Source organism: Streptomyces sp. RGM 3693 (assembly GCF_050471125.1).
In the GTDB taxonomy this organism is placed as follows: domain Bacteria; phylum Actinomycetota; class Actinomycetes; order Streptomycetales; family Streptomycetaceae; genus Streptomyces.
Map to the genome: position 1 here is coordinate 3,475,943 of NZ_JBMPPQ010000001.1, position 26,102 is coordinate 3,502,044.

The 26,102-nt window shown below is 70.2% G+C and carries 26 protein-coding genes and 3 pseudogenes; 12 read left to right on the forward strand and 17 right to left on the reverse strand.

Annotated elements, in window-relative coordinates:
* Window positions 1-56: 56 nt before the first annotated feature.
* Window positions 57-428: a winged helix-turn-helix transcriptional regulator gene (locus tag ACO0M4_RS15190; protein WP_430370681.1), complete on the reverse strand. Its 372-nt coding sequence runs from the start codon at window positions 426-428 to the stop codon at window positions 57-59.
* A 91-nt stretch (window positions 429-519) separates the two neighbouring features.
* Here ACO0M4_RS15190 and ACO0M4_RS15195 point away from each other — a divergent pair, with 91 nt between their 5' ends.
* The gene (locus ACO0M4_RS15195; RefSeq protein WP_430370683.1) at window positions 520-1,359 is read left to right on the forward strand and encodes an SDR family oxidoreductase; all 840 of its coding nucleotides are present in this window, start codon (window positions 520-522) and stop codon (window positions 1,357-1,359) included.
* Window positions 1,360-1,785: 426 nt separating this feature from the next.
* Entirely contained in the window at window positions 1,786-2,448 is a 663-nt protein-coding gene (locus tag ACO0M4_RS15200; protein WP_430370684.1) for a hypothetical protein, read from the forward strand.
* Window positions 2,449-2,771: 323 nt separating this feature from the next.
* Here the strand turns inward: ACO0M4_RS15200 and ACO0M4_RS15205 are convergent, their stop codons facing one another.
* From ACO0M4_RS15205 to ACO0M4_RS15215, 3 genes and pseudogenes are all read right to left on the reverse strand, one after another.
* Entirely contained in the window at window positions 2,772-4,223 is a 1,452-nt protein-coding gene (locus tag ACO0M4_RS15205) for an MFS transporter (RefSeq protein WP_430370686.1), read from the reverse strand.
* Between the two features lie 134 nt (window positions 4,224-4,357).
* Window positions 4,358-4,756, reverse strand: coding sequence for a MerR family transcriptional regulator (locus ACO0M4_RS15210; RefSeq protein ID WP_430370688.1), 399 nt, complete (start codon window positions 4,754-4,756; stop codon window positions 4,358-4,360).
* Between the two features lie 59 nt (window positions 4,757-4,815).
* Window positions 4,816-4,964: pseudogene (locus ACO0M4_RS15215) on the reverse strand (transposase); the annotation flags it as partial.
* Between the two features lie 609 nt (window positions 4,965-5,573).
* On the opposite strand from ACO0M4_RS15215, the gene ACO0M4_RS15220 reads away from it, so the two are divergent.
* Together ACO0M4_RS15220 and ACO0M4_RS15225 are read left to right on the forward strand one after the other, a co-directional pair.
* Window positions 5,574-5,783, forward strand: a complete 210-nt coding sequence (locus ACO0M4_RS15220; RefSeq protein ID WP_390027799.1) for a hypothetical protein — start codon at window positions 5,574-5,576, stop codon at window positions 5,781-5,783.
* Between the two features lie 121 nt (window positions 5,784-5,904).
* The gene (locus tag ACO0M4_RS15225) at window positions 5,905-6,600 is read left to right on the forward strand and encodes a restriction endonuclease (RefSeq protein ID WP_430370689.1); all 696 of its coding nucleotides are present in this window, start codon (window positions 5,905-5,907) and stop codon (window positions 6,598-6,600) included.
* Window positions 6,601-6,734: 134 nt separating this feature from the next.
* Here ACO0M4_RS15225 and ACO0M4_RS15230 read toward each other — a convergent pair.
* The 3 genes and pseudogenes from ACO0M4_RS15230 to ACO0M4_RS15240 form a co-directional block, all read right to left on the reverse strand.
* Window positions 6,735-6,981 (reverse strand): annotated as a pseudogene (locus ACO0M4_RS15230) (hypothetical protein); the annotation flags it as partial.
* Window positions 6,982-7,134: 153 nt separating this feature from the next.
* Window positions 7,135-7,374 (reverse strand): hypothetical protein, encoded by a 240-nt coding sequence (locus ACO0M4_RS15235; RefSeq protein ID WP_430370690.1) that lies wholly within the window; start codon window positions 7,372-7,374, stop codon window positions 7,135-7,137.
* Window positions 7,371-7,682, reverse strand: coding sequence for a hypothetical protein (locus ACO0M4_RS15240; RefSeq protein ID WP_430370691.1), 312 nt, complete (start codon window positions 7,680-7,682; stop codon window positions 7,371-7,373). Before ACO0M4_RS15240 ends, ACO0M4_RS15235 begins: the two co-directional genes overlap by 4 nt.
* A 419-nt stretch (window positions 7,683-8,101) precedes the next feature.
* On the opposite strand from ACO0M4_RS15240, the gene ACO0M4_RS15245 reads away from it, so the two are divergent.
* Window positions 8,102-8,680 carry a helix-turn-helix domain-containing protein gene (locus ACO0M4_RS15245; RefSeq protein ID WP_430370692.1) on the forward strand — a complete coding sequence of 193 codons (579 nt, stop codon included), beginning with the start codon at window positions 8,102-8,104 and terminating at the stop codon, window positions 8,678-8,680.
* Between the two features lie 20 nt (window positions 8,681-8,700).
* Here ACO0M4_RS15245 and ACO0M4_RS15250 read toward each other — a convergent pair.
* Window positions 8,701-9,072 (reverse strand): annotated as a pseudogene (locus ACO0M4_RS15250) (maleylpyruvate isomerase N-terminal domain-containing protein); the annotation flags it as partial.
* A 191-nt stretch (window positions 9,073-9,263) separates the two neighbouring features.
* Between ACO0M4_RS15250 and ACO0M4_RS15255 the strand changes: the two are divergent.
* Window positions 9,264-10,001, forward strand: a complete 738-nt coding sequence (locus tag ACO0M4_RS15255; RefSeq protein WP_430370694.1) for a L,D-transpeptidase family protein — start codon at window positions 9,264-9,266, stop codon at window positions 9,999-10,001.
* A gap of 192 nt (window positions 10,002-10,193) precedes the next feature.
* Here the strand turns inward: ACO0M4_RS15255 and ACO0M4_RS15260 are convergent, their stop codons facing one another.
* Window positions 10,194-10,697 (reverse strand): hypothetical protein, encoded by a 504-nt coding sequence (locus ACO0M4_RS15260; RefSeq protein ID WP_430370695.1) that lies wholly within the window; start codon window positions 10,695-10,697, stop codon window positions 10,194-10,196.
* Window positions 10,698-10,913: 216 nt separating this feature from the next.
* Here ACO0M4_RS15260 and ACO0M4_RS15265 point away from each other — a divergent pair, with 216 nt between their 5' ends.
* Together ACO0M4_RS15265 and ACO0M4_RS15270 are read left to right on the forward strand one after the other, a co-directional pair.
* Window positions 10,914-11,738 carry an SDR family oxidoreductase gene (locus ACO0M4_RS15265; protein WP_430370696.1) on the forward strand — a complete coding sequence of 275 codons (825 nt, stop codon included), beginning with the start codon at window positions 10,914-10,916 and terminating at the stop codon, window positions 11,736-11,738.
* A 9-nt stretch (window positions 11,739-11,747) separates the two neighbouring features.
* Window positions 11,748-12,251, forward strand: coding sequence for a metallophosphoesterase family protein (locus ACO0M4_RS15270; protein WP_430371392.1), 504 nt, complete (start codon window positions 11,748-11,750; stop codon window positions 12,249-12,251).
* An 18-nt stretch (window positions 12,252-12,269) separates the two neighbouring features.
* On the opposite strand, the gene ACO0M4_RS15275 is transcribed toward ACO0M4_RS15270, so the two are convergent.
* Window positions 12,270-12,779, reverse strand: coding sequence for a mycothiol transferase (locus ACO0M4_RS15275; protein ID WP_430370697.1), 510 nt, complete (start codon window positions 12,777-12,779; stop codon window positions 12,270-12,272).
* A gap of 211 nt (window positions 12,780-12,990) precedes the next feature.
* On the opposite strand from ACO0M4_RS15275, the gene ACO0M4_RS15280 reads away from it, so the two are divergent.
* Window positions 12,991-13,575: a hypothetical protein gene (locus tag ACO0M4_RS15280; RefSeq protein ID WP_430370698.1), complete on the forward strand. Its 585-nt coding sequence runs from the start codon at window positions 12,991-12,993 to the stop codon at window positions 13,573-13,575.
* A gap of 1 nt (window position 13,576) precedes the next feature.
* Here ACO0M4_RS15280 and ACO0M4_RS15285 read toward each other — a convergent pair whose 3' ends face one another.
* Entirely contained in the window at window positions 13,577-14,068 is a 492-nt protein-coding gene (locus ACO0M4_RS15285) for a hypothetical protein (RefSeq protein ID WP_430370699.1), read from the reverse strand.
* A gap of 253 nt (window positions 14,069-14,321) precedes the next feature.
* Between ACO0M4_RS15285 and ACO0M4_RS15290 the strand changes: the two genes are divergently transcribed.
* Window positions 14,322-14,843 carry a hypothetical protein gene (locus ACO0M4_RS15290; RefSeq protein ID WP_430370700.1) on the forward strand — a complete coding sequence of 174 codons (522 nt, stop codon included), beginning with the start codon at window positions 14,322-14,324 and terminating at the stop codon, window positions 14,841-14,843.
* 98 nt (window positions 14,844-14,941) lie between these two features.
* On the opposite strand, the gene ACO0M4_RS15295 is transcribed toward ACO0M4_RS15290, so the two are convergent.
* Together ACO0M4_RS15295 and ACO0M4_RS15300 are read right to left on the reverse strand one after the other, a co-directional pair.
* On the reverse strand, window positions 14,942-15,694 hold the full coding sequence (locus ACO0M4_RS15295; protein ID WP_430370701.1) for a class I SAM-dependent methyltransferase: 753 nt from the start codon (window positions 15,692-15,694) through the stop codon (window positions 14,942-14,944).
* Between the two features lie 27 nt (window positions 15,695-15,721).
* Window positions 15,722-16,513 carry a serine protease gene (locus ACO0M4_RS15300; RefSeq protein ID WP_430370703.1) on the reverse strand — a complete coding sequence of 264 codons (792 nt, stop codon included), beginning with the start codon at window positions 16,511-16,513 and terminating at the stop codon, window positions 15,722-15,724.
* Window positions 16,514-16,824: 311 nt separating this feature from the next.
* Here ACO0M4_RS15300 and ACO0M4_RS15305 point away from each other — a divergent pair, with 311 nt between their 5' ends.
* On the forward strand, window positions 16,825-18,786 hold the full coding sequence (locus tag ACO0M4_RS15305; protein WP_430370704.1) for an amino acid transporter: 1,962 nt from the start codon (window positions 16,825-16,827) through the stop codon (window positions 18,784-18,786).
* 18 nt (window positions 18,787-18,804) lie between these two features.
* Here the strand turns inward: ACO0M4_RS15305 and kdpB are convergent, their stop codons facing one another.
* Complete coding sequence (gene kdpB, locus ACO0M4_RS15310) at window positions 18,805-21,093, reverse strand: potassium-transporting ATPase subunit KdpB (protein ID WP_430371394.1); 2,289 nt, start codon at window positions 21,091-21,093, stop codon at window positions 18,805-18,807.
* Window positions 21,094-21,501: 408 nt separating this feature from the next.
* Here kdpB and ACO0M4_RS15315 point away from each other — a divergent pair, with 408 nt between their 5' ends.
* Window positions 21,502-23,364: a glycoside hydrolase family 15 protein gene (locus ACO0M4_RS15315; RefSeq protein ID WP_430370705.1), complete on the forward strand. Its 1,863-nt coding sequence runs from the start codon at window positions 21,502-21,504 to the stop codon at window positions 23,362-23,364.
* Between the two features lie 158 nt (window positions 23,365-23,522).
* Here the strand turns inward: ACO0M4_RS15315 and ACO0M4_RS15320 are convergent, their stop codons facing one another.
* The 3 genes from ACO0M4_RS15320 to ACO0M4_RS15330 all read right to left on the reverse strand — a co-directional run bounded on the left by ACO0M4_RS15320 (window position 23,523) and on the right by ACO0M4_RS15330 (window position 25,877).
* Window positions 23,523-24,161 (reverse strand): class I SAM-dependent methyltransferase, encoded by a 639-nt coding sequence (locus tag ACO0M4_RS15320; RefSeq protein ID WP_430370706.1) that lies wholly within the window; start codon window positions 24,159-24,161, stop codon window positions 23,523-23,525.
* 293 nt (window positions 24,162-24,454) lie between these two features.
* Window positions 24,455-25,192, reverse strand: a complete 738-nt coding sequence (locus tag ACO0M4_RS15325; RefSeq protein ID WP_430370707.1) for a hypothetical protein — start codon at window positions 25,190-25,192, stop codon at window positions 24,455-24,457.
* Window positions 25,193-25,334: 142 nt separating this feature from the next.
* Complete coding sequence (locus ACO0M4_RS15330) at window positions 25,335-25,877, reverse strand: flavoprotein (protein ID WP_430370708.1); 543 nt, start codon at window positions 25,875-25,877, stop codon at window positions 25,335-25,337.
* Window positions 25,878-26,102: the final 225 nt, after the last annotated feature.

A 26,102-nucleotide genomic window follows, 5' to 3' on the forward strand; every position in this document is an offset into this window, starting at 1 on the left:
GTCTCCATCGCGTCGCGGATGTGCACCAGCCGCCACCCCGCCACCCCGCTATCCCGCTATCCCGCGCTGCTCGGCGACAGTCGCTGTGTGATCCGGTCGAACAGCTCCGTCAGTGGCTCGCCGATGTCCCGGCCGAACTCGGTCAGCCCGTAGGTGACCTGGGGCGGTGTCGTCGGCTCGACCTCCCGCCAGACCAGGCCGTCCTGGACCAGCGCGCGCAGGGTCTGGGCGAGCATCTTCTCGCTGATGCCCTGGATGCTCTCGCGCAGCTCATAGAACCGGAGGTCCTTGCTTCGCAAGGAGATCAGTACCCAGGCGCCCCACCTGCTGGTCACGTGGTTGACAACATCGCGCGCGGGACAGTCGGTGTGAAGCACGTCATACCGCTGCCCTGCCTCAACTCGCCTGTGCTGCACGCCTTCCACCATGTCATGAGCTTACCTAAAGGTATGCCCTTACAAAGAGTTAGCCCTTGCTCCTAGCGTGAAGGCCACAGAGACATCCGACAAGGAGCTGATCATGATCGTAGTGACTGGGGCCACCGGGAACATCGGGCGGCCGTTGACGCGGGCGCTGGCCGAGGCGGGCGAGCAGGTGACGGCGGTGTCACGGCACGCGGCGGCGGTGCCGGGCGGCGTCCGCCACGTGGTGGCCGACCTGGCCGAGCCGGCCGGCCTCAAGCCCGCGCTGGCTGGTGCGAAGTCGCTGTTCCTGCTGCTCTCCGGCGACCTGCACGCCGCTGGAGCCAACCCCGCCGACATCATCGGCGAAGCCGCGGCCAGCGGGGTCCGCCGCGTCGTCCTGCTCTCCACGCTCGGCGTGGTGACCAGGCCCTTCGGCACAACGCGGATCGCGATGCGCGCGCTGGAGGACACTCTGCGGGAGTCCGGCCTGGAGTGGGCCATCCTCCGGCCGGGCGGCTTCGCCTCCAACGCCCTGTGGTGGGCCGAGTCCGTCCGCGCGCAGCAGGTCGTCGCCGCGCCCTTCGGCGACGTCGGGGTGCCGATCATCGACCCGGTGGACATCGCCGCGGTCGCGGCGGCCTGCCTGCTGGACGACCGGCACACCGGCGGCGCCTACGAGCTGACCGGCCCTGAGGTGATCACTCCGCGCCAGCAGGCGGAGGCCATCGCCGCCGCGCTGGGCTCGCCCGTGAGGTTTCACGAACTCACCCGCGACGAGGCCAAGACCGCCATGACCCAGAACATGCCGGCGGAGCTCGCCGACGACACGCTGGACATCCTCGGTTCCCCGAGCCCGGCTGAGTTGCGCGTCAGCCCGGCCGTCCAACAGGTCCTGGGCCGCGCCCCGCGCCCCTTCGCCGACTGGGCCGCCCGCAATGTCGCCGCGTTCTGCTGAAACGGGTCAGCGCCGCCGGAACTATGCGCTCGGAGACGGCGGTCTGGACGACAAGGTCCGCCTGGAGGAGCCCCCGCACCGTCGAGGCTGCCGCCGCTGCGGCGGGTCGGACGGTTGCGCGGCCCTCCACGGTTCCTGTCGCCCGGCGCCGTACACGCACCCGACCCTGCCGGCGTTGCCCCGGTGGCCACGGTCGACAGCTTGGCCTCCAGATGCGTGCTCGCGGCCGGGGTGAATGAGTGGCGGTCACTGGGCTTGGGCGGCGCGGTCGGCAGCTCGTAGGCAGCAACCTGCTCCTCGGTGACCGCCAGGCGTACGAGTTTGGTGCGTGCGCCGTGCCTGGCTGTACCGCTGTTACTCAACCCGCACGAGCCGTCCCAAGGCTCGGTAACGTGCGCGCGAAGACCGAGGAGAGGGGTTGGCACGATGACGGGCGGCTTGGCGTGGGTCGGCGAGCACTGGTACAGCGGTGCGATCGTCAAGGAGGGGATGCTCTCGGACATTTGCCTGACGGCGGTGCGGGGCGTGGACCCGGTGGACTTCGTGGTCCGCCTCGGTGCCGACCGCCGCATGGCCGAACGGCCCGCACTGTTCAAGGACTTCGACAGGCTGAGCGTGGACTGGGGCGACAGTGTGGCGATGTTCGGCCGTAGCGGCGAGTGGGCGTATGTCGTGGAGATTGAGCGGTCTACCTGGCACCTCATCCTCCTCGACCGGCTGGGCCAGGACACCTTGGTGGGGCAGGGCGAGGAACTCGTCTGCCTGGATCGCTTCCTGCACGAGTCCCCGTGGGTGTACTACGGAGACGCAGCCGGCGAAATGAGGTCCATCGAGCCCGGCGAAAGCCTGCTGGAGACCGCGTTCCCGCCCGAGGACCGGCTCGGGGCGTTCGCCGCACTGGATGGGGCCATGCGCCAGGCCGGGGCGGTGCGGGACACCTTCCCCGGTTGCGAGGACCCCGAGGACGAGGACGAGGAGTTGGCGAGGCGGCTGTTCGGGGCGGTGGGCGAGCATCTCGGGCTGTCGCTGCCGCGTCGGGAGATCGAGCAGGGGCTGCTGCCCGCGGTGCACCTGCCCTCACCACTGTGAACCGGTAGCAGCGGGAGCGCCGCGCCCTCTCGGAGCGGCGCATACCGCACTGGGAGCCCGTGGCGAGACCTGCCCCCGCGAGGCACCGGTTGCACGCCCGACCACTTCCGTACCTCTCAACCCGGCGGATCACCTCAACGCACGTGGGAAGACCCCCAGTTCGGGTGTCCCGCCTGCTCAGCGGCGCGCGCGACGCGTTCTTTCAGGGCCCGGTGCCGCGGGCTTTCCGGGTCCGTGGCGTGCCGTCGACCTCGTGTCCCTGCCCTCAAAGGGGGGCAGGGACACGGCCGCCGGGCATGTTCAGGTACGTCCGGCCTGCACTGTCACGGCCTCAACTCGGAAGCTGATGGCGCGGTGTCCACCTTGGGAAACCTGGTGAGCAGAACAGTCAGCCCACCCAGGAGCCCGATGGCGCCGGCCACCCAATATGCCGCGTGGAAACCTGACAGCTGATCGGCTGGATTTGTGGCACCGCCGCTGACACCGGTCGAAACGGCAACCAAGATCGCCAAACCGACGCTGTTGCCGATCTGCTGCGCGGTCACATTGACCGCACCAGCGACTCCGTGCTGGTGGAGCGGCAGGCCCTCCAGCGTGGCGGCCGTCATCGCGCCGAAACCCAAACCCTGGCCGGTGCTCATGACCACGATGCCGGGGAGCATGTGCACCCAGTACGAGCCGTCCTCAGGTGTGCCCACCCACAGAGTGACGCCGGTTCCGATGAGAAGCAGGCTGGCAGCCATCAGGGGCTTGTAAGCCGTTGGCGACATCAGACGTCCGGCGATCTGCGAGCTGATGATCACGACTACGCCCACGGGCAGGACGGCCAGTGCGGACTCGAACGGCGAGTAACCGAGTATTCCTTGCGCGTACAGAGGCGAGAAGAACAGCAGCCCACCGGCACCGGTGTAGAAGACAGCGCCGGTGAGGGAGGCGGCTCGCACCGGGCGGCTACGGAAGATACTCATCGGAAGCAGCGGCTCCGTACGCCCCTCCTCCCACACGACGAAGCCCACCAGCCCGATCACGGCCAACACCAGTGAGATCAGGACCTGTGCGGACCCCCAGCCGACTTCACTGCCCTCGCTCACGCCGTACACGACCAGGCCGATACCCAGGGTGACCAGGATCGCGCCCGGGATGTCCAGGGGGCGCGGTTGGCGCCGGCCCGCAGGAAGCAGCGCCCGGACCCCCGCCAGGATCAGAACTCCGGCGAGGACACTGACGGCGAACACCGAGCGCCAGCCAAGGATGTCGGTGAGAGCGCCGCCAACAACCAGCCCGGCGCTGAAGCTGGACCCGCCGGTCGCCGCATAGACCGCCAACGCCCGGTTCCGCTGCGGTCCTTCAGGAAAGATCTGGCTGAGCAGAGCAAGCGACGCAGGGCCGGACAGCGCTGCACCGATCCCCTGCAGTGCACGAGCCGCGATCAGCACCCCAACGGTCGGAGCGAGCGCGGCGCCCAGCGAGGCCGCGGCGAAGAGCGCGACGCCCACCGCGAAGATCTTCCTGCGGCCCAGGACGTCCGCGATCCTGCCCCCGAACAGGAGGAACCCGGCAAAGGTAATGGCATAGGCGGTCATCGCCCACTGAAGCGTGGAGCTGTCAATGCCGTACTCATCACCGATGGAGGGCAAGGCGGCATTGATGACCGCAACTCCGCTGGTGTCCAGCGCCAGCGCTCCGGCAAGGAGAACGAGTGCCCATCGGCGTCGGCTTTCAGGGAGGCCGAAATCCGGCGCTGCCACCTGTAATTCCGTGTCATGAAGTGTCACTTCGTACTCCGATGGCCCCCCAGGGAACTGTTGGAGTTTCGTCGGGGCCGGCCGCGAACGAGGCGAGAGCCAGCGGCAGGGCACGGGTGATCGGCGCGGCGCCGGGGTTCCGGACCGCGCTGCGGTGCTCCTCATCAGTCCTTGCCCACCACCGGGCGCGTGGCCACCGTCTCGTCGATGTGCTTGGCCAGCCGTCCCCGGAGCTCCTGGAGCGCGGCGATCCGGTCATCGAGCGTGGCCAGCCGGTCGGTGGCCAGATTCAACTCCTCGGCACAGAAGGGGGATTGCCGCAGCGGCGCGTCCAGGCAGCGCTTCTCCAGGGCGGGGCGGACCTCCTCCAGGGTGAGCCCCGCGTCCAGGAGCTCCTTGATGTTCGCGACCCGCACGGCATCCAACGGGTCGTACGCGCGGTAGCCGTTGTCGGCGCGCTGCGGGGCCAACAGGCCCTGTTGCTCGTAGTAGCGCAGGGATCGCGGGCTGACGCCGGTGAGGTCGGCCAGCTCTCCGATCCGCATCTCGATCTCCTTCAACATGGTGGGGACGCTAGAACCTTGACGCTAGCGTCAAGGTCAAGCCGGCGAGTAGGCCGAGTGATCGCTCCCGGGTGGGAATCGAGCACGTTTGCGGCTTTGTGAACCAGGCATCGCTGCTGGCGGGTGGCGGGGAACACCTCTGCCAGGGCCTGCCAGAAGCCCAGGGCCCGCCGCCGACCGCAAGCACGGGAACGTGCATGCCCCGGCGGGCACCCGTTCGTCGCCATCGGCCACGCCGAGCTGGAGGCGTACCTCCGCGAGCGCGGTTGAGATATCGGCCGTCAGTCGAAGAGAGACGCCCAGGACAGCCAACGCCGCACCAGGGACATCGTCGTATGGGCGGTGTCGGACGTGCCTGGGATCGGATCGCCAGCACTGGTGTCCGTGAGCCGCCGGTCAAGGCCGTACGTTCTGCACACGGACCACGGACCACGGGCACGATGGCCTGGGCCTCGGCGAGAAGTTCGGGCGTGACACCGGACCGGCCCAGATGACGGATGAGCCCGGCCTTCCGCAGCTGGGTTGCCTGGCGGTCGCGCAGTGCGGGCCGTCCGTGGAGCCTGCGCGGGTGGGAATTGAGCAGTGGATGCCCGCCAACGGTTCCGGGCCGGGAGGTCCAGCAAGTGCCGGGTGTGTTTGGGACGTTGCTGTTCTCTCCGCTGTCGGGCACACCTCTGGCCTATCCGGCCATCGGTACGTTTCGCGCCAACCCTTTGCAACTGCGGTACGGAGCGACCTGGTTCGGGCTACACAAGAGGGGTCGGAGGGGTCCCGCTGATGAGTGGGGCGACGGCGGTCGACCTGGAGGTTCGGACGGTTGCTGACGATCAACATCGTGGTGCTGCTCGCGGTGATCGTGTTCTTGCGGTTGCGTCGTCGTACGCAGTCCAGAAGCCGGTTCGACGAGAAGGTGACCGTGGTCATCGTGCTGGCACTGGGCGTCCTCATCGCACCGACTCCGGTCGGGCAAGGGATCGTGCAGTTCCTCACTCAACTCGTGCACGGCGTATCGCAGTCCGGGGACTGAACGCCGACCGCACGGCCGTCAGACGGCACGGGGCCGGGCCCGCCCGGCCCCTTCGAGGGGAAAGCCGTGACGTGGCGACTGGCCGCGACGTGGTAGCCAGCCCGACAGGGGAGGAACGTGCATGACCACGCGAGCCCGACGACGACGCAGCACTCCCCGACGTCCTGCCCGCCGACGCAGCACTCCTCGGCGTCCTGCCCGCCGGCCCCGCGGCCAGGCCGCCCGACGCCGCGCACGCGAGCAGGCTTTCACGCGCTTCGCCCTCGCCGCCCTGGTTCTCGCCTCGATCGTCGCGTTCGCCCGCGAGCACCCCGTCGCCACCGTCACCCTCGGCATCCTCGCCACCGCCACACTGGTCTTCCTCGCCCGAACCGGCCGCCTCCACCTTCCCGGTTCCCCTGGGCCCCGCCAGGACGTCACCCACACCCTTGCCGCTTTCCAGCACATGACCGGCACCCAGTTCGAGTACGCGGTGGCCGATCTCGCCCGCCGGGACCCCGCGGTTCGCTCCGCCACCGTTTCCGGCGGCGCCAACGATCGCGGGCTGGACGTCCTCGTCGTCCTTCGAGACGGTCGTCGCATCGCCGTGCAGTGCAAGCGGTACGCCGAGGGCAACCGGGTCGGTGCCCCCGCTATCTACACCGCGAACGGCACATACCGGGCCTACCACCGCTGCGATCACGCCGTCATCGTCACGACGTCCCGCTTCACCCGGGATGCCGAGCTCGCCAACGCTTCGCTCCCCGAACCCCTCCGGCTGATCGACGGACGTGGCCTGGCCCGTTGGATCGGCGGGGGCTGCCCACCCTGGGGATAGGGCCTCTCGCCGACGCGTGCAGGCTCAGGCTCCGGCACGTGCCAACTGAGCCGCTTCCTGGCGGCCGAACTCACCTGCCCGCACGGGTTCAACCTCGCCGCCGCGAAGAAGAACCTGGGGTTCGTACCGCCGACATGCGCGGGCGCGGTCAACTGCGCGGCAGCCTCCAGCCGTTCGGTGGCCTCGGCGCGCACCACATCAACCACCCTGTAATCGCTCAGCTCACGCCGCACCACTTCGGTGGCGCCGACACCGACCGACGACTGCTCAGGGGTCACACCGCGGAGTTGGGCTTCGTCCACGGGCGCCGCCTCGGCGTTGTCCAGCGCGGCAAGCGTTGCGCGCGGCGCACTGACCGCGGCCCTTGTCGCGGGCGCGCATCGCTTCCGGCGGTGCCTGACGCATACGAAGACGCAAAGACATGTCGGTGACCTTGTGGCCGTACGCCTCACCCCACAACGCGAGAGACGGAGCCGAGCCTTCTCCGCTTCTCCGGGCGGCTGGGCCCCGTCCGGGGCGCGTGGGGGCCTCGCGTCAACCCGCGTAGGTGAGGTGGACGAGGGTGATTTCGGTGTCGCCGATGAGGATGACGCCCGCGACGTGGCTGCGCGCGATGGTCCGCATGACCCCGTCGTCGGTTCCGTAGGGCTCGGAGTGGGAGGGAGGGTCGATCAGCGCGTCCAGCAGGAGCACCGACAGGTCCTGACGGGCCTCGTCGGGGAGGGCCTTGTAGGTCGCGTGGAGGGCGGGGTCGAGGTGGAGCCGGTAGGTCACGCGGCGCCCCGCCCACGGGAGCCGTCCTCGCCGGCTGCGGAACGCAACTCCTCGGCAGTCACGTCGATCAGGCCCGCACGGTAGGTGGAGGGCAGGTGCCCGGCCCCGCGGAACGTCGTGCGCAGGTGCTCGACCCGTTCGCGGTCGGCTTCGAAGGACTCGATGAACTTCATCCAACGGTTCAGGACGGCCGGTACGTCGCGGACGTCGGTGAAGGCGACCTCCTGCATGAACGTCGCCCGCAACTCGGAATGTGGCAGGGCGTGGGAGATGCCGTCGACGGTCCACGACCGACCGGAGCTGCTCATCGGATCCTCCACCTGACCTGCGGGCGCGGAGGGTTTCGTCCGCGCCGTCCGCGCGATCCACCGTAGCAATCCCCGCGCGTCGGCGGAGACGCACCCGAGCGACGTCACCTCGACCAGGGCCCGCGGGTGTACCTATGCCCTTGCTGCTGCCCGGCGGGCGGGAGTGGGCGGCTCGGTGAACGGAGACATCCGTACGCATCTGCGGTTCTCGGGCTGCGGCTTTACCCCGCACCCAACTTCCGTAATCTGGAATCAATTATCCGATACTTATCGCTGCCTGGTTCGATCTTCCGGGGCGCACAAATGGGGGGGGAGAAGTCATGCTGGACGAGACGGTGTTTCGGAGTGAAGACGTGCCGCCGGCGGACCGGTTGGCCTACTGGGCGGAGCGTGTGGGGAGCACCCACGCTCCCGTGCGGATGAAGAGTGATCACGCCCACGACTTCCGGGCATCGCAGTGGGTGTTGGCCCTCGAAATCCCCAAGGCGTTGGTGCCGCTGACGGGTGGTACGACCGGTCGCAGGCTCCCGGGGTGGATGCCGGCCCATGAAGGGATCGGTGCGCTGCTGGCGCAGTTCCTCACCCAACTGATCTCCGACACCACTTCCTACCAGCCCACCGATGGGGCGCGGTTGGGAACGGTCCTCATCGATCTGTGCACCGCGCTCCTCGCCCAGAGCATCGATGCCGAACGCGCCTTGTCGACGGAGACGCACCGCCGAACCCTCACCCTGCGCCTGCAGCGGTTCTTCCTGGAACACCTCCACGAACCGCAGCTCACCCCGTCCGCCGTCGCCGCAGCGCACCACATCTCCATCAGTCATCTGCACCGCCTCTTCCAGTGCGAGCAGGCCACCGTCGCTGCCTGGATCCGCCGGCGGCGCCTGGAGGCCGCCCGTCGCGACCTCACTGATCCAGCGCTGCGCACCACCCCCATCCACACCATCGCCACGCGCTGGGGCTTCCCCCGCGCGGCCGGCACATCGGCGAAGGTGTAGCCGGCGGTCAAGTCGACGTGGTGGACCTCGAGTTCGCGCAGGCGGGTGGGGGCCAGGGCGCCCGGTGTCCGTAGTTCACCGGTGCGCATGCGCACCTCCTGGCTCCAGGCCGCGTCCGGCAGGGCCCGCACGGCGTGGTTGAAGCGCTCGGCGCTCGCCACGACATCGGCCACCAGCTCGTGGACCGGGCGCCGGGCGCCGGCCTCGATCTCCGCGGCCGGGCGTCCATGCTGGCGTACCAGGGGGTCTCCACGCCGGTGCGGGCCCAGGTGAGCAGCCGGCAGAGACTGTCGGCGGCGCGCGCCACATGGGTGATCACATGGCAGTGGAATGCAAAATCCGCATGTCGATGGATGCGAGGACCCTAGGTGGCGCGCCTCGGCCTCGTCAATCGATCTGCCGGGCTGGTGGGGAACCCAAGGGAGAAAGCGTCACCTTTAGCCATCAACTCCTCATACCGCGGCGGACGGAACCGCCCCTGAGCGCAGTTACCGGACGTCGATCCGCCCGTTTTTTGGCGCATAAGGTGCTGCCGCCCGCCTCCGTCCGCAACCACCCCGCGCGGCCAGGAGTCCTACCGGACATGAAGCGACGCATACCCTTCCGACTCCGCAGACTCGCGGCCGGCGCCCTCGGCCGCCGAACAGGCGCGGCGCTCGCCCTCACGACCCTCACCCTCCCGCTGACGGTCGCCCTGAGTTCCCCCGCCCAGGCCGCCGGTTCGGGCTGCTACGGACTCCGCGGCCCCTACCAGAAGCAGGCCGAACGGTTCCTCGGGCTCAAGGTCGACGGCCAGCAGTCGGCGTCCGACTGCCGGGCGATCCGCGCCTTCCAGAACAGTCACGGCATCACCCCCGACTACGGCTACGCCGGCCCGGTCACCTGGAACGTGATGCAGCTGGTCGCCAAGCAACGGGCCGCCGGCGACCACCCGAACAGCGCCCACAAATGCCCCACCAGCAAGGGACGGATCGCCTGCGTCGACCTGACGCGTCAGCTCAGCTGGATCCAGGACGGCGGACGGCTGGTGTACGGGCCGGTACCGGTGCGCACCGGCCGGAACGGCGACGAGACTCGCACCGGACTCAAGCGTGTCTACTGGCGGCACCTGCACCACGTGTCGACCATCTACCACACGCCCATGCCCTACAGCCAGTTCTTCGACGGCGGTGAGGCGTTCCACGCCATCAGTGGCAGCGTCTGGTCCGCCCCCGGCTCGCACGGCTGCGTCAACATGCGCCCCAACGACGCGAAGAAGTATTGGTCGTTGCTGCACAACGGCGACGACGTGTACGTCTACGGGCGCAAGCCCGGCACCTGAGCACCCCCCCCGCGGGCGTGCCGCCGTTCCGGCCGGCACGCCCGCGCCCTTTGGGGCATCGTCACGGCAGCGCGTCAGCGTCCCTCCACGAACGCTGGCCGAGGCTTCTGACAACGCCGCCCCGGCGAACGGCCCGTGGGAGTCACCCGGACCGCCGGCCGGTGCCCCGCCGGGCCGCCTCCGCCGCCCGATTCAGTGGGCCAGCAGGGTGTACAGGGCCATCGGCGTCACATAGCCGGGCCAACGGCCGTCCGAGAAGAGGTGGACGCCCGCGTCCTGATAGCACTGGTCGACGAGTTGGGAGCAGATCATGTGCCGGGTGCTGGCCACATAGCGGCGCAGTCCCGGAACGGGCAGATGGACGCGGTGCGTTGCGATCGCCAGATAGTCGAGGAAGCTGTACGGGACGCCCACGTGGCGATCGGCTGCCGCACATATCCCTTCGCGCTGTTGCTCGGTGAGCCGCTTCGGGCACACGTAGAGCACCTCGGAGCCGTCGTACTGGCTGAGCGGCCGGATGCGGGCACCGCCCGGCTCGGCCTCCAGCAGCCGGTCGCCGGGCAGTACCAGGAAGGCGTGTTCGTAGTCGGCGAAGCCGTCTCCGTTGATCCACTCGCCGAAGCGGATCAACCGGCCGGTGACACCGGAGATCTGGGTGAGCCCGATGTCGCCGGGCAGGGGATGGGTGTGCTTCATGAGCGGCTCCTGGGAGCGTGAGAAGCGGATTCCCCTCGGTGATACCCGCTGTTCGAGCGCCCGCACCGCGCGACGGGAGGTCTTCGGGTCGCCGGACGCGCAAGCGTGTAGCGGCGAGTGGCGCCGGTGAATGATGGTGCATCCGTGACCCGGCGGGGTAATTGTGACGGGACCGCAACGGGGGGCACCGCCGACGACGAGGGGCACGACACCACCATGGCCACGGACAGCACCGACACCCCGGCGACCGCGGACCACGCCACCAGCCCGGCGCCCGCCGCCACCGACCGCACACCACTGGCCGGCAGCGTCGCGCTGGTGACCGGCGCCTCCAGCGGTATCGGGGCCGCCACCGCACTGGCACTGGCCCGGGAGGGCTGCGCGCTCGCCCTGGTCGCTCGCCGCACCGACCGCCTGCACGCGGTGACGGAGACGATCGCCGAGCAGGGCGGCGGCCCGGCCGTCGCGCTCTCCGCCGACCTCAGCGACGCGGATCAGGCCCAGGAGGCGGTCCAGCGGACCGTGGAGCGCTTCGGCCGCCTGGACGTCCTGGTGAACAACGCCGGATACGGCGCCCGCGGCGCGGTCGAGGACAGCGACCCCGAGGACTGGGACCGGATGGTCGACCTCAACTTCAAGGCCGTCCTGAAGATGTCGCACGCAGCGCTCCCGCACCTGTTGCGCGCCGCCGACTCCGGACCGCGCGGCGTCGCCGACCTGGTGACCGTCAGCTCGGTGGCCGGCCGGGTGCCACGCAAGGACAACAGCGTCTACTCCGCCACCAAGCACGCGGTCTGCTCCTTCAGCGAGGCCCTGCGCCAGGAGGTGACCGGTCGGGGGGTCCGGGTCGGACTGGTCGAACCAGGCATGACCACCACGGAGATGACCCTCGGCAGCCAGGCCGCGTCGGCCCACGGCATGCCCCGGGACGCCTGGCTGCACGCCGAGGACATCGCCCGCGCCATCGCCTTCGTGGTCACCCAGCCGGCCCGTGTGGCCATCCACGAGATCATGGTCCGGCCCACCGCCCAGGAGCGCTGACCCGTGCCGCTGCGCCTTCTGCTCACCTCCGACACCCATGTCCCGCAGCGCGCCAAGGCCCTGCCGCCGCAACTGCTCGACGCCCTCCCGCATGCCGACGTCGTGGTGCACGCCGGCGACTGGACCGACGCCGCCACCCTGGACCTGCTCCAGGCCCGGGCCCACCGGCTGATCGGGGTGTACGGCAACAACGACGGCCCGGCACTGCGCGCCCGCCTGCCGGAGGTGGCCCACGAGGACCTCGACGGACTACGGCTCGGCGTGGTGCACGAGACCGGCCCCGCCCAGGGCCGGGAACGTCGCTGCGCGGACCGCTTCCCCGACCTCGACGTGCTGGTCTTCGGGCACAGTCACATCCCCTGGGACACCACGACGGAGACGGGACTGCGCCTGCTGAACCCGGGATCGCCGACGGACCGGCGCCGGCAGCCTGCCTGCACGTACATGACCGCGGAGATCGCCGGTGGCCGGCTCACCGAGGTGGCGCTGCACCGCCTGCCACGCCGGCAGTGAGCGGTGCCCCGTGGCGGGTCACCTGCCCAACAGGCCGCGCACATAGGCGGCCTGCCCGGCGTGCTGGAGATCGTCCGCGACCACGCTGATCAGCCGGACGCCCAGGGTGACCGGCGGCGACCAGCTCCGGTCGACGACCCGGCCGAGGTCCTTCACAGCGAGCGTGGAGAGGTACCGCACCGTGCCCTCGTGCACCGCCGCGTGATAGTCCGTCAGCAGCTCCGCGCCCAGGCCCCGCACCTTCGCGACGTCCTTGCGGGAATGCCCGTAGCCGATGTCCTCGGCGGGGAACGGCAGCCCGAACGCCTCGTGCCACTTGTCCGCGGTCCAGATCTGCTCGGTGCCGGCCACCCCGGCGATGTGGTCGTCCTGGACCCGGGTGAGGTGCCAGACCAGCCAGGCGATGGAGTTGGCGCGCCCGTCCGGACGGGCGCCGAGCTCCTCGGAGTCGAGGCCGTCGACCACCTCCTCGACGACCTCGTGGATCCGGCCGAAGGCGTCGACGAGCAGATCGGTGCTGGCGGACATGGCGGCTCCGTACGGTGGGGGACGGCCGGTGGCTGCGGTGCGGTCCGGCCATCGTCGCAAGCCGGGCGGACGGCCGCCGTCCGGCGCACCGGGGTGGACGGCCGCTCCGCCGCATGGCGGAAGCGTGGCGGCCCGGGATCACCCCCGCGGACCATACGGGTCCGGCCCGCGGGCCGATGGCGTCCGCCCGTCCGCCCGGCACGATCGACGTATGCACACAGACACGCCGAACACCGCCGCGTATCCCTCCAACTCCCTTGCTCCAGCGCCACGTTGGGCTGTCTGGGCGGCGCATCTGACGACCTTGGTGGTGCTGCCCAGCGGACTGTGGCGGCTCGCCCTGGTGGTGGGATGCCCGGCCGGCTACAGCACCGAGGGCTTCGTACCGTTCGACACCGCCGGCGCCAAGGTCGTGATGCTGGCGCTCAGTGTGTTCAGCGAGCTCGCGGCGCTGTTGACGATCGGCCTGGTGCGGCCGTGGGGCGAGGTCGTGCCGGGCTGGGTGCCGCTGATCGGCGGGCGGACCGTCCACCCGGCGGCCGCCGCCGTTACGGCCGGACTCGGCGCGCTGGCGCTGACCGTGCTCTGGGCGGGCGTGCCCTGGTGGTGGTCGTATCCGCACCGGGACATGACGCCCACCGGGAACATCGTGGTCGGCATCCTCTACCAGCCGCTGTTCCTGTGGGGGCCGCTGCTGGGAGCTGTCACCGTCTCGTACTGGCGTCGCCGGCGCCGTTCTTCGGGCGGTGGCCGGAGCCGAGCCCGCGGACCGGTCGGTACCAGCGGGCGGAGTTGAGTCAGCGTCGCGCGGATCGTGTCGCGAGGGTGTCCAGCAGGGCCTGGACCGGCCGCAGTGCGCGGTCGCCGGGGTCGACGATGGTGAGGATGCGGGGCAGCGGCTTCACCACCCGGACCAGGCGGCCGGCCCGGAGGTAGGGATTCGGGTCGCCCAGTGCGGCTTCCAGCGCGGGCCGCGTCCAGTGCGTCCTGGCCAGGCCCCACGCCCAGCGGTGCTCGTCCTCGTAGGGCAGCCATCGGCCGGCCGTGTACGCGTCCGCCAGGTCGTGGGCATGGCGGGACATCGCCTGCCAGCTGAAGTCCTCCTCGATCAGTTCGCGGCGCCGGCGACCGGGGCGGTCCTCCCCGCACGGTGCGCACAGCCGCACCTGCCGCTGCGGGGCGATCGGGGGCCGCACGGCCAGGGCGGGCGTTCCCATGGCGGGACGACGGTCATGGCACAGGTCACAGGTGGCCGCGCCGGTGATCGAGGGGTCCGGAAATGAGCTCACGAAGGACTCAACGACACAAACGTGACCAGGTGGCGTGGCTCACGGGTGGCGAACTCCGGCAACGATGCGACGTCGTCCTGCCTCATGTGAACAACCCTACCTGGCCTAGAAGTTGGCCAATTGTTTCCCACGCGACGGCCATAATTGGACATGTACACGTCTTGTTCATCTCTGAGATCTACCCGCATAGACCGCACGGTGGTGCCATGACGACACCTGCCCGGCACGAGGCCGGGCCGACCTCGGAGCCCCCATGCGATCGATACGCCGATTCGCCTCCGCGACCACCGCACTCGCCCTCGCCTCCGCCGGACTCCTCCTCACCACCGGCAGCGCCCACGCAGCCACCTGCTCCCAGTCCCGGCTGCCGCTCCCCGACCAGGTCTGCACCCCGGGCGCCTTCAACCCGGACGTCACCCAGTCCACCATCGACTCGACCATCTGCGTCCCCGGCTGGACCAAGACGGTCCGCCCGCCGGTCTCCTACACCACCCCGCTGAAGATCAAGCAGATCGGCCAATACGGCTACACCGACACCAACACCGCCGACTACGAAGAGGACCACCTCGTCCCCCTCGAACTCGGCGGCGCGCCCCGCGACCCCAAGAACCTCTGGCCCGAGCCCCGCTACGGCAACCAGCCCGCCGCCAGCAAGGACTCCGTCGAGAACAGGCTGAAGACCGCCGTCTGCAACGGCGACGTCACCCTCGACGACGCGCGCAACGCCATCGCCACCGACTGGACCACCGCACTGTCCAAGGTCGGTATCGGCTGACCACCGGACACCCGCTGCCGCCCACCAGGCGCGAGCGGCACCCCTCCGGTCACCGACGGCGGGCCGTCCAGCCCGGCCGGCCCGCCGTCGGTGGCCGCTCAGCCGGCCGGCGGGCCCACCCGGGTCGCCACCACCAGCCGGCACCGGGGACTGCCGTCCGCCCGCCGCCCCAACTCCGGCACCGCCCGCAACTCCACCGCGAACCCGGCCCGCGCCAACTCGGCACGCACCTCCGCGAGCCGGAAACCCCGGTAATACATCACGAACCGCGGCCGCCACAGCGCATTGCGCACCCGCATCGCCGCATCGAAACCCCACAGCGCCCAGTACAGCGGCGACCCCGGCCGGGCGGGCGCCATCACCGGGAACACGAACCGCCCGCCGGGCCGCAACACCGACCGCACCTGTGTGAACAATTCCGGGCGCTCCCGCGGCAGAAAATGCCCGAACGCCCCGAAACTCACCACGACATCGAAGACCGGCCCGAACGGCAGCGCCCGCGCATCGGCCCGTACCCACTCCAGCAGCGGCCCGGCCCCGTCGCGCCCAGGCACCGGTGCGCGGTCCCGTCCCACCGCGAGCATCCCCGCACTGACGTCGACACCGGTCACCCGCTCCCGGCACACCCGCCGCAACACGTCCATCCCCGCGCCCGTACCGCAACACAGATCCAGACCACTGCGGAACGGGCCGAGCTCCCGCAACTCCCGCACCACCGGATCCAGCACCACGTCCGGCGTCCGGAACGGTGTCCGGTCGAACTTCGGGGCGAGCAGGCCATAGCCCCGCTCGATGGACGACAGTGCCTGAACGGCGAGCTCACGGAACGTAGGACCCTCGGGTGCGAACACCGCGTCAGCATAGGTGCCAAGCCCGCCCTACGACTGCGCGATGTACTGATGGATCGCCGGATCGCTGACCTTGGTGTACACCCCGGGATGCCGCGGCGCGGCACACCCCGTCCCCCACGACGAGATGCCCGCCAGATACCCGTCCACCACCAACGGCCCCCCGCTGTCGCCCTGGCACGCGTCCTTACGGCCCTCCTGGTAGCCGTAGCACGTCATCCGCGGGGTGATGGAGGACGGTCCGTACGCCCCTTTGCAGTAGGCGTCACTGAGTTTGGGCACGTCGACCCGCCGCAGCCGCTCCGGCAGTGCACCGCCGTCGTGCGTCGCCCCCCAGCCGGTGACCGTCGCCGGCGTGCCCGCCGTGGGTTCGTTCCCCTCCGCCATCAACGGGACCGCCTGCACGCCGTCCCCGAACTTCAGCGGGGACGCCAGGACCAGCACCGCCACGTCGTAGTCGATCGTGTCGGCGTTGTACTTCGGGTGCCGCAGCACCCGCGCCACCGGTACGAGCTGTCCACCCGACCCGCGGGCGTTACTGCCCGCCCGGACGCTCAGCGAAGCCGGCGGTGCCCCCACGGTGCAGTGGGCCGCGGTCACCACCGCATCGGCACGGATGATCGATCCACCGCAGATGTGCCCCCCGCGGCTGCGCAGCGACACCTGCCACGGCACGTCCCGCACGTCCGCGTTCTTCCCGCCCACGATGCGGGTGTCCAGCGCCGCCCGGCCCGCCATCGCGGTCGCCGGTGGCACCGCGGCCAGCACCGCACCGAACACCGCGGCCGCCGCCGCCCCACCCCGCAGCCATGACCGTGCCATTCCGCCTCCGTATCCGAATCGGCCAGGACCCCTCCTCGTCCAGCGATCCTCAAGGACGCCGCGGCGCACCGGGGCGAAGAGCGAAACCATTCCATCGAATTGGTGGTATTCGACCCGCCGGCGTTTGAACACGCACCGCTGCCGCGGACCGCCCCCTCGGTCCGGTGCCGGGCACCACTCCACCCGCCGGCACACCCGAGACACGATCCTGCCGAGGCATCGAACACCACGGCGAGCGCCCCGGAAGTGCGTACGCTGAGCCCGCTGCCTCACGATGGCCGGATCCTTTCGGTGTACGACAGGAGCTCACGATGGCCGCCTCCGCCCCCGCCGGTGCTCGCTCCAGGCCCACGGCGCGACACCGCCTGCGCACCTGGATGCTGCAAGGGGTGGCCGACATGGGCAAACACGAGCGTGCCGAGCCGGAAACCGGCCACCACGGTCAACGCTGGTGGCGCGTGATGTGCCTGACCGGCGTCGACTACTTCTCCACCCTCGGCTACCAGCCCGGCATCGCCGCCCTGGCCGCCGGGCTCCTCTCGCCCGTCGCCACCCTCGTCCTCGTCGCGGTCACCCTCGCCGGCGCACTCCCCGTGTACCGCCGCGTCGCCACGGAGAGCCCGCACGGCCAGGGCTCGATCGCCATGTTGGAACGGTTGCTGTCCTTCTGGAAGGGCAAGCTGTTCGTCCTCACCCTCCTTGGCTTCGCCGCCACCGACTTCCTCATCACCATCACCCTGTCGGCCGCCGACGCCGCCACCCACCTCGTCGAGAACCCCCACGTCCACAGCGCGCTCCAGGGCCGGCAGATGATCGTCACGCTGATCCTGGTCGCCCTGCTCGGCGCGGTCTTCCTCAAGGGATTCCTCGAAGCGATCGGGGTGGCCGTCGTCCTCGTGGGCGGCTACCTCGTGCTCAACGCGGTCGTCGCCGTCGTCGGTGTCTGGCACGTGGCCACCGCCGGACACGTCGTCACCGACTGGACCCGGGCCCTGACCACCCAACACGGCAGCATTCCGGCCATGGTCGCGGTGGCCCTGCTCGTCTTCCCCAAACTCGCCCTCGGCCTCTCCGGATTCGAAACCGGCGTCGCGGTCATGCCCCACATCGAAGGCGACCCCGACGACACCGAAGAACGCCCCACCGGACGGATCCGAGGCGCCAAGAAGCTGCTCACCACCGCCGCCGTCATCATGAGCGTCTTCCTCATCATCACCAGCTTCGTCACCACCCTCCTCATCCCGGCGGCCGCCTTCAAACCCGGCGGACCCGCCAACGGCCGCGCCCTCGCCTACCTCGCACACGAATACCTCGGCTCCGCCTTCGGCACCATCTACGACGTCTCCACCATCGCCATCCTCTGGTTCGCCGGGGCCTCTGCCATGGCCGGCCTGCTCAACCTGATGCCCCAGTACCTCCCGCGCTACGGCATGGCACCCCACTGGGCCCGCGCCGTCCGCCCCATGGTGCTGGTCTTCACCGCCGTCGCCTTCCTGGTCACCTGGATCTTCGACGCCAACGTCGACGCCCAGGGCAGCGCCTACGCCACCGGCGTCCTCGTCCTCATCAGCTCCGCGGCCATCGCCGTGACCATCGCCGCCCGGCGCGCCGAGCAACGCGGCTGGGCCATCGGATTCGCGGTCATCGCGGTGGTGTTCCTCTACACCACCGTCGCCAACGTCATCGAACGCCCCGACGGAGTGAAGATCGGCGCCTGCTTCATCGCCGGCATCATCCTGCTCTCCTTCACCTCGCGGCTCGCCCGCGCCTTCGAACTGCGCGTCAGCGACGTCATCCTCGACGACACCGCCGCCCGCTTCGTCCGCGACATCGCCCAGCGCCGCATCCGCTTCATCGCCAACGAGCCCGACCAACGCGACCTCGCCGAATACCGCGACAAGGCCCAGCAGATCCGCGCCGACAACGACATCCCCCCGGAAGACGACCTGGTGTTCGTCGAAGTCACCATCCTTGACCCCTCCGAATTCGAAAGCGAACTCCACGTCCACGGCTACGTCATGCACGGCCGTTACCGCGTGCTGTGCCTGGAGAGCTCCACCGTCTCCAACGCCCTGGCCGCCCTGCTGCTCTACGTCCGCGACACCACCGGGCGACGTCCGCACATCTACTTCGAGTGGACCGAGGGCAACCCCTTCGCGCAGTTCCTCCGCTTCTTCCTCTTCGGCCAGGGCGAGGTCGCCCCCGTCACCCGGGAAGTGCTACGGGAGGCCGAACCGGATCGCAGTCGACGCCCCCGCGTCCACGTCGGCTGAACACCGGAGCCGCCCCCGTCACCCCAGCCCCGGAATCCCCGAGATCACCAGATCGATCAGCTTGATGCCGACGAACGGCGCCACCAGCCCACCCAGCCCGAAGAACGCCAGATTCCGGCGCAACAAGTCATGCGCCGAAGCCGGCCGATACCGCACCCCGCGCAGCGCCAACGGAATCAGCGCCACGATCACCAATGCATTGAAAATGATCGCCGATGTGATCGCCGACGTCGGACTGTGCAGCTCCATCACATTCAGCGCCGACAGCCCCGGATAGACCCCCGTGAACATCGCCGGAATGATCGCGAAGTACTTGGCCACGTCATTGGTGATCGAAAAGGTGGTCAACGCACCCCGGGTGATGAGCAGTTGCTTGCCCACCTCCACGATCTCGATCAACTTGGTCGGATTGGAATCGAGATCGACCATGTTGCCGGCCTCTTTGGCAGCGGACGTACCGGTGTTCATCGCCACCCCGACGTCCGCCTGCGCCAACGCCGGCGCGTCATTGGTCCCGTCACCGGTCATCGCCACCAGTCGGCCGCCCGCCTGCTCCCGGACTATCAACGCGAGCTTGTCCTCCGGCGTGGCCTCCGCCAGATAGTCGTCCACCCCGGCCTCCCGCGCGATCGCCGCGGCCGTCAGCGGATTGTCACCCGTGACCATCACCGTCCGGATGCCCATCCGGCGCAACTCGGCGAACCGCTCCCGGATCCCTTCCTTCACCACGTCCTTGAGATGCACCACCCCCAACACCCGCGGCCCCTGCCGGTCATCCACCGCCACCAGCAACGGCGTCCCGCCGGACGCACTGATCGCATCGCTGAAATACCGTGCCTCCGCCGGCACTTCACCGCCCCGCTGCGCCACCCACTCGATGATCTGCGCGGCCGCTCCCTTGCGGAGCACCACCTCACCCGGATACTCCGACGGACGCCCCGCACCGCCCGCCACACCGACCGCCCCGCCCGTGGCCGCACCCGCCGCCCCGGAGCCGACCACACCCGCCGCTCCGGAACCCTCCGACCAGCGCAGATCCACCCCACTCAGCCGCGTCCGCGCACTGAACGCCACGTACCGGACGAACGACAGCTCCTTCTCGTCCGGTGCCTGCAGCCCGTACTTCTCCCGCGCCAGCGCCACCACGGAACGCCCCTCGGGCGTCCCGTCCGCCAACGACGACAGCGCAGCGGCGTCGGCCAGCGCCAGTTCGTCCAGTCCCGGCAACGGCACGAAGGCCACCGCCTCCCGGTGACCGAGCGTAATGGTCCCCGTCTTGTCGAGCAGCAGCGTGTTGATGTCCCCCGCGGCCTCCACCGCACGCCCGGACATGGCCACCACATTGCGCTGCACCAGGCGGTCCATCCCGGCGATCCCGATCGCCGACAACAACGCCCCGATCGTCGTCGGGATCAGCGTCACCAGCAACGCCACCAGCACCGCCGTCTGCTGGGCGGCCCCCGCGTACGTCGCCATCGGCTGTAGCGTGATGACCACCAGGATGAAGATGATGGTCAGCGCGGCCAGCAGGATGTGCAGCGCGATCTCGTTCGGCGTCCGCTGCCGCGCCGCCCCCTCCACCAGCGCGATCATCCGGTCCAGGAACGAATGCCCGGCCCGCGAGGTGATCCGCACCACGATCCGGTCCGAGAGCACCGTCGTCCCGCCCGTCACACCGGACCGGTCGCCGCCCGCCTCACGGAGTACCGGCGCCGACTCCCCGGTCACCGCCGACTCATCGACGCTCGCCACCCCCTCGACCACCTCACCGTCCGCCGGGACCGTCTCACCGGCCGCGACCAGCACGAAGTCGAACGGCCGAAGATCGGACGCCGGAACCGTCTCGGTGACGGCACTGCCGAGGTGGACGCCCACCCGCCAGTTGTCCCGCAGCCGCCGGGCCATGAGATCCGTCCGGGCCCGCCGCAGGGACGCCGCCTGCGCCCGGCCCCGGCCTTCCGCGACCGCCTCCGCGAGCTGCGCGAAGAGCACCGTCAGCCACAGCCAGCCACTGATCACCCAGCTGAACACCGACGGATGCAGCACCGCGGACAACGTGGTCAGCAGCGAACCACAGGCCACGACGAAGAGCACCGGATTCGAGGCCAGCACCCGCGGATGGAGTTTGCGCAACGCCTCCGGCAAGGCCGTCAGCAGCACCCGTGGATCGAACAGCCCGGCCGGCGCCCGTCGTCGCCGCCCCCGGTGGCCCCCGCCCCCGGACACGTCCCGGAATGGGACCCCGCCCGCGCCGTGCGCCGGAGCCGTCGGCGGGGTGGTGGGAACACGGGACGGGGCAGCAGGCATGCGAATGCTTTCTGGACGAACGGGCACGGGAAAGAGGCCGCGGAGACGCCGGACCGGGACCTGCGCATGAGGCATCAGACGGCCTTTGACCTGCGCATCCGCCGTCCATGACCGTCTCCCGGCCGGAATCGAATCTAGGGCCTCGCCCACCGGCACAGGCCCGGCCGCGAACGGAATTTGCGGCTCTCTTACGGCTCTGGCCACGGCTTGCCACCAGCGACACCCGGACCGGCCCCCGGACCGGCCCCCGGACCGGCCCCCGGACCGGCCCCCGGACCGGCCCCCGGACCGGCCCCGGGACCGACACCCGGACCGGCTCCGCCCACCAGGCGGACGGGCGGCACGGGGTCGCCCGGAGGTAGCCTGAATCCACTGCTCCTGCTCGTCCCCCAGCGCAGGGGAGGACCGATGACGACGCCCACGGGGCCCATGGCGACACCGACCCCAAGCCTCCGCCCCAGCAGAGCCGACGCCCCCCGTTACGTCCCCATCGCCGAACACGGCCTGATCGGCGACATGCGCACCGCCGCCCTCGTCGGCACCAACGGCACCATCGACTGGTACTGCTGCACCCGCTTCGACGCCCCCAGCGTCTTCGCCGCGATCTTGGACGCCGACCGCGGCGGGGCCTTCGAACTCGCCCCGGACGTACCGGCCCGCACCAAGCAGTTTTACTTCCCCGACACCAATATCCTCATCACCCGCTTCTTCGCGGACAACGGCGTCGGCGAGGTCCAGGACTTCATGCCGATCGTCGGTGACTCCCGCGAGGCGAGCCGGCACCGGCTGATCCGCCGGGTGCTCTGTGTCCGCGGCTCCCTCCCGTTCTCCGTACGCGTGGCACCCCGCTTCGACTACGGCCGGCAACCGCACACCGTCCGCACCCACCAGGACGGCGTGACCGTCTTCGACTCCCCGGAACTCTCCCTCGCCCTCACCTCCAGCGTGCCCGTCGCACCGGACGGACCGGACGCCCGCTCCTCCTTCACGCTCGCCGAGGGCGAAGCCGCCGTCTTCGCCCTCGACCGCATTGGCGACGGCGTCGAGCCCCGCTTCTGCGCCGTCCAGGAGGCCGAGCAACTCTTCGGCGCCACCGTGCGCTACTGGCGCAACTGGCTCGCCCGCTCCCGCTACCGCGGACGCTGGCGGGAGATGGTGCACCGCTCCGCGCTCACCCTCAAACTGCTCACCTACGCACCGACCGGCGCCATCGTCGCCGCCCCCACCACCAGCCTGCCCGAGCAGATCGGCGGCGAGCGCAACTGGGACTACCGCTATGCCTGGGTCCGGGACGCCGCCTTCTGCATCTACGCCTTGCTCCGCCTCGGCTTCACCGATGAGGCGGAATCCTTCGTGCACTTCCTGTCCACGAAGATCTGCCTGAAGGACTGCGCCCAAGGCCCGCTCCAGATCATGTACGGCATCGACGGTCGCAGCGAACTCCCCGAAGTCGAACTCCCGCACCTGGAAGGCCACTTGGGGTCCGCCCCGGTCCGCATCGGCAACGCCGCCGTCAGTCAGCTCCAACTCGACATCTACGGTGCACTCATCGACTCCCTCTACCTCTACGACAAATGGGGGCAGCCGCTCTCCAGTGACCACTGGGACACCGTCTGCGGCCTGGTGAACTGGGTGTGCGACAACTGGGACCAGCCGGACGAGGGCATCTGGGAGACGCGCGGCAAGATCCAGAACTTCCTCTATTCACAGCTGATGTGCTGGGTGGCCATCGAACGGGCCATGCGGATCGCCCGCCGCCGCGGTCTCCCCGCGGACATGCCCCGCTGGTCCCAGGCGCGCGACGCGATCTACCGGCGCATCATGCAGCGTGGCTGGTCCACCGAGCTCCAGGCGTTCGTCCAGTACGAAGGCGCCGACGTCCTGGACGCCGCGGTCCTGATGATGCCGCTGGCCAAATTCATCTCGCCGACCGATCCGAAGTGGCTCTCCACCCTGGACGTGCTCGGCAACGAACTGGTCTCCGACTCCCTCGTCTACCGGTACGACCCCAGGAATAGCCCCGACGGGCTCCGCGGCGAGGAAGGCACCTTCTCGATCTGCTCGTTCTGGTACGTGGAGGCGCTCTCCCGTGCCGGCCGGGTGGACGAAGCCCGGCTCGCCTTCGAGAAGATGCTCACCTACGCCAACCACGTCGGCCTCTACGCCGAAGAGATCGGCTACACCGGCGAACAGATCGGCAACTTCCCCCAGGCGTTCACCCACCTTGCCCTGATCAGCGCGGCATTCAACCTGGACCGAGCCCTCGGCTAACTCGACGGACGGACCCGGGATGGGCCCGGGATGGGGGCGGCGACAGGAGTGGTGCGCGCCCCGGAGGTCGCCCGCCGAGGCGTTCCGCACCACGCCCGTCACCCTGTTGACCTGTTGCCCTGTCTCACGCCTCACGTGTGGGCCCTCGCCCTCGCCGCTCACCCTGCCAGGCGAGCGGTCCCGATGATCGATGGGGAAGCCGGGGTGGATCTGCCGTTGGGACGGAAGTCGAACCGGCGCACGGTCTCGATCGTGAAACCCGCCCTGCGGATGGCGGCTTCGGTGTCCCGGGTGACGTTGCACCCTCCGCCGGCCAGTCGCCACAGCGGGTTGAGTATCCGCTGCCGCCGGTAGACGCGTGGCTCTTGTGCTCGGACGTGTTCGTAGAAGCGCAGTTCAGCGGTCGGTTTGAGGACCCGTCGGACCTCCGCGAGTGCGGCGGGCACGTCCGCGATGGTGCACAGGACCAGCGAGGTCACTGCGACGTCCATGCTCGCGTCGGCGAGCGGCAGTCGCTCGGCCCGGCCGGGCACCACCTCAAGGGGTACGGTCGCCTGCGTCGCGGCCCGTACGGCGTGGTCAAGGAGTCTGGGCTCGGGTTCGACCGCGACGACCCGTTCCACCTCCGGTGGATAGTGCCGGAAGTTCGCGCCGGTGCCCGCCCCGATCTCCACCACGCTGCCGCGGATGCCCGACAGCAACTCCCGGCGGTGGTCCAGCGAACCATGCGCGTCCGCGTAGTCGCTGATGCGTGGATAGATGCGTGCGAAGAGTGGGTGTGAAACCTTGTCCGCCATGCTGGGCTCCCCGTGAGTGGTGAGGCGTGGGTGAGGGAAGGCATCCGCCGTCGGTCGCTGTCACCTCCACTCCTCATGGTCGCTGTCCGCGTGCGGTCTGCTGCTTGCCGCTTTCGGCGGGTCGTAACGTCCCGCCTGCCGCCCGCGGTTCGCTCGTCGTTGTGAGCGGGTGCCGTTCCGAGAACAGTGCATCACTCAGCGGAGTCGTGGCGCGTCGGAGCGTGGGTGGAATGGTGGTCTCCACCCGTGGGTTGATCGGCGGGGGATGCCACCCTCAGGTACGCGTTGCCTCGTCAGGCGTCGCCGGGGAGCAGGTGCTGGTTGACTTGGCGGAACGCCCAGGTGCCGTTGGCGTGGGTGAACACCCACACCAGGTCGAAGCGGTCGGGCCACTCGCTGGGGACGTCGGTGTCGGACGCGCCGAGCGCGGAGACGATGTCGGGGATACGGCTGTGCTCCCAGCAGATCAGCACCGGCCCGGTGGCGGAGAGGGCGCCCTTCGCGAGGTTGCCCTCCTCGGATTCGGCGAAGTCGGTGTTGACCGTCAGGCCCATGTGACGGGCGAGCGGGGTGACGGTCTGTCGCATCCGGTGCGCGCCGGCGTTCGGGCCCTGGTCGGTTGCGGCGTAGATCGTGCGCGGGCGCTGGATGCCGGCCGGGAGCGGCCGTCCGGCGGGCGGATCGAAGAGCTTGGGCAGCGCGTTGGCCCGGTCCCAGCCGCGCTGGGTGAGCGACTTGTGGTCCTCGTGGCCGTGTTCGTCGATGCCGGGGTGGTGCTTGTCGGGTTTCTCGCCGTGCCGAATGATCATGATCACGGTGGAGTTCCCGGGTGTGGCCTTCCCGGAGCCGTGGGGGCTGAGGGCAGCCGCGGCCCCCTTGTGGCCACCGCAGGCCGCGAGCACCGCCGGGGCCGCCGCGGCCAGGCCCGCCAGTACCCAGCGGCGTCCCACCAAGGGCCGATCGGCGGCAGCGGGCGAGGCGGCAGGCGTGGAGTTGGGTGACATGTCGTCGGATGTCCGGGAGTGCGGCATGTTCGCGGTCTCCTTCGTGCAGGGGAAGGGTGGGGGGTGGTGCTGCGGCAGTAGAGCACGCCTCTGTGAGGATGCCCGCCCGGCGGTGGCGTCAAGGTGCAGATGGATGACGTGGGGGAGGCGGGGGTGCGGGGCGACGCTATCAGGGGAGGGCGTCCAGGGCGGCGTGCCAAGGGAAGGCGCTCCGCTGTGCGGATTTGGGTGGGTGCGGTACGAACCCGTCGTCCCCGAGCAGTACGGTGACGCCGGCGGCCCGCAGAGTGGCGACGCTCCCGGCGGTGGCGGGGTGCGCATGCTGCGCGGCGTTCCAGCACGGTAGTGCGATCGTCGGGATCCGTAGGCCGATTGCCTCCGTCAGCAGTCCGAGCGCCAGCGTGTCGGAGATCCCGGCGGCCCACTTGTTGAGGCTGTTGCAGCTCAGAGGGGCGGCGAGGATCGCGTCCGGTGGCGGCAGTACGTCCTCCTGGCTCGGGAGTTTGTGCTGGTGGCGGATCGGGTGTCCGGTGAGTTCGGCCAGGGCCTCGATCTCGCCTTCGGCATCCTCGGTCGCCCATCGGTAGGCGGCGGGCGTCAGCACCAGGCAGACGTCCCAGCCGGCGGTCCGGGCGGCACGGAGGGGGATCTCGATGCGGCGGGTGGGAGGGGCGGCGCAGGCGATCACGTACAGGGTCCGAGTCGTCGTCACCCGAGCAGTCCACAGTGCCCGGTGGGCGTCCGCAAGTGTGCGTCCGGCGGGTCCCGGGAGGCGGCGGACGGGGCGCCGCCGCAACGCCTCCTTCCCTACGGGAGCCACGCGCCCCCGACGGCTCGGATGCTCAGTCCGGGTGCCGACCGGTCCCGCATCGCGGTGTGGACGCCGTCGGGGAGCGGGGTAGTGCGGGGGCGTACGGGGTCGCGCGCGGCCAGTTGG